Consider the following 2,293-nt stretch of genomic DNA (forward strand, 5'->3'; position numbering starts at 1 on the left):
TTGATGTGGAAGAGGTATTTGTGGTCTTCCGGCAGGGCGTCGTAGACGGCGTGGGCGAGGTCGCGGATCTCCCAGAGGGCGGCTTTGTCGCTTCTCAATGTCAGGAAATTCTGAAGACTCCGGGCGTTGATGGTCCAGGTGAGTTCGGTTTTGTAGCATTCGGGCAGGGCGTATTTGGCCTTGTCGTTGGCGATGCCTTCGACGAGAAGCTGTCGCAGATTTTCGAGGGCTTTGATGCTCATCTCGTTGACCAGGGCGTTGTCGGTCATGACCAGATACTTTTCGGCCCGTTCGACATCCGCCGGTGTGAAGGGGACCTCCTCTTTGAGTTCCTTGAGGGTGTAGCGGGTGCTCTTGACACTGAGTGACGCCATGCGGTGGCGGGCCAGCTCCTGCAGCACGGCGCGGCTGATGCCCCGGATGTAGAAAGTGTAGACCAGATGTTCCAGGGTGCTGGCGTGTTTGAACTTGTTGCCGACTCGGTCGATCAGTTCCCTGTCTTTCTCCCCGCCTCCGTCGCTCTTGTCGAAACTCTGCCAGCATGTCCGGATGGCGTGGGCGCACACTTCCAGCGGCGTGTGGTGCATCAAAGTCACTTTCATCACGGGCCCTTTTTCGTTAGAATTGGCCCATTATATTGAAAAATCGCTTGTGATTTTCCCAAATGACCAATGACCAATGAACAATAACAAAATTCCGAAGGAATTTCATGCATTGCACAGAACGTTTCCATCCCGCCATTTCCGATTTCAGAGACCCTTTCGCCCGCGACCGCGACAGAGTCATCCACACCAGCTCCTTCCGAAGGCTCGAATACAAAACCCAGGTCTTCATCAACCACGAAGGGGACTATTTCCGTACCCGTCTGACCCATTCTTTGGAAGTGAGCCAGATCGCCCGCTCGATCGCCAATGCCCTGGGATGTCACGAAACGCTGGCGGAGACGATCGCCCTGGCCCACGATCTGGGTCACACCCCTTTCGGCCATGTAGGGGGTGACACACTGGATGCCTGTCTGAAAGACGACGGCAACGAAAACGGATTCGAACACAATTTCCAGTCATTTCGTGTCGTGACGAGACTGGAAAAACGCTACGCTTCCTTCGACGGGCTCAACCTCACCTTCGCCACGCTCGAGGGGATACTCAAGCACTCCTATCCCTACCGCAAACCCTTTTTGACCCAATGGTACGACGAAACCTTCGGACTCGATTTCCACCCCTCTTTGGAAGCGATGATCGTCGATCACGCCGACGAGATCGCCTATATCAGCCACGATATCGACGACGGCATCCAGTATGGACTCATCACCTTCGACGACATTCTGGAAAACGGATTGGTGGCCCATATAGACGAAAAAGTCAGAAACGAAGGATTGAAGAGAGGCACGAAACTGCACCGCTACCGTTTCGTCGGCATGCTCATCAGCCATCTGGTGACCGAACTGATCGAAGCGAGCCGGGAAAAAGTCCCCGCGACCGACACGGTTCTATGCCGGACCATTCCCGCTTCCGAACCCCTGCCGATCGCTTTCGAAAAAGAGCTCGCCACCGAACTCAAAAGGTTGAAGAAACTGCTTTTCGAAAAGCTCTACCGGCACGAACGGATCGTCAGCAAAATGCATGCGGGCAAAGAGTGCATCAGAAAACTCTACGCGGCGCTGAAGGAGGATGAAAACCTGCTTCCGGCCGGTTTCAGAGAGCGTGTGGAAAAGGAGAAGAAAGAGCGGGTCATCGCCGACTTCATCGCCGGGATGAGCGACCGGTACGCGCTGATGCGGTACCGGGAGATCTACGGCCTGGCGTAGATTACTGCTTCAGCTGCAGCAGCGTCTGCAGCATCTGGTCGGAGGTCGTGATCGATTTGGAGTTGGCCTGGAAACCGCGCTGGATGACGATGAGGTTCGTCAGCGAGCGGCTGAGGTCGACGTTTGACATTTCGAGAGACGAAGCCTGGATCAGTCCCCGTTTGCCCGTTGAGGCCTTTCCGATAATCGGATCGCCCGAGTTGGAAGTCTGGATATAGGTATTGCCGCCGGAACTTTCGAGTCCCACGTTGTTGGCGAAACTGGCCATCGCGACCTGGGCGAGTCCGAAACTGCGGCCGTTGGTGAAACTTCCGATCAGTGTGCCGCTTTCATCGACACGAATTCCGTTGAGGTCGCCGCCAGGATAGCCGTCCTGGCTGATGCCCGAGGTGCTGGATGGGTTGTCGAAACTGGTCATGCCGTCAAAAAGATTGGCAGTACCCAGATCGAGATTAACGGTCTGTTTTGGTTTTGAACCGTTATTTC

General features: G+C 55.1%; 3 protein-coding genes. 1 reads left to right on the plus strand and 2 read right to left on the minus strand.

Annotated features, from left to right (window positions below; translation table 11 throughout):
- On the minus strand, window positions 1–602 hold a 602-nt coding region (gene thyX / locus Q1K23_RS04405), incomplete at its 3' end, for an FAD-dependent thymidylate synthase (RefSeq protein ID WP_300362767.1).
- Window positions 603–709: 107 nt separating this feature from the next.
- Between thyX and Q1K23_RS04410 the strand changes: the two genes are divergently transcribed.
- Window positions 710–1,807 (plus strand): deoxyguanosinetriphosphate triphosphohydrolase, encoded by a 1,098-nt coding sequence (locus Q1K23_RS04410; RefSeq protein ID WP_300362768.1) that lies wholly within the window; start codon window positions 710–712, stop codon window positions 1,805–1,807.
- 1 nt (window position 1,808) lies between these two features.
- Here Q1K23_RS04410 and Q1K23_RS04415 read toward each other — a convergent pair.
- The coding region (locus Q1K23_RS04415) for a flagellar hook-basal body complex protein (RefSeq protein ID WP_300362770.1) at window positions 1,809–2,293 on the minus strand (485 nt) is incomplete at its 5' end.

It is taken from the genome of Hydrogenimonas sp. (assembly GCF_029933015.1).
Lineage (GTDB): Bacteria > Campylobacterota > Campylobacteria > Campylobacterales > Hydrogenimonadaceae > Hydrogenimonas.

What these genes read in the sequence shown, in the direction of transcription:
- Q1K23_RS04410 (WP_300362768.1), top strand. Translation starts at nt 710, where the DNA reads ATGCATTGCACAGAACGTTTCCATCCCGCCATTTCCGATTTCAGAGAC.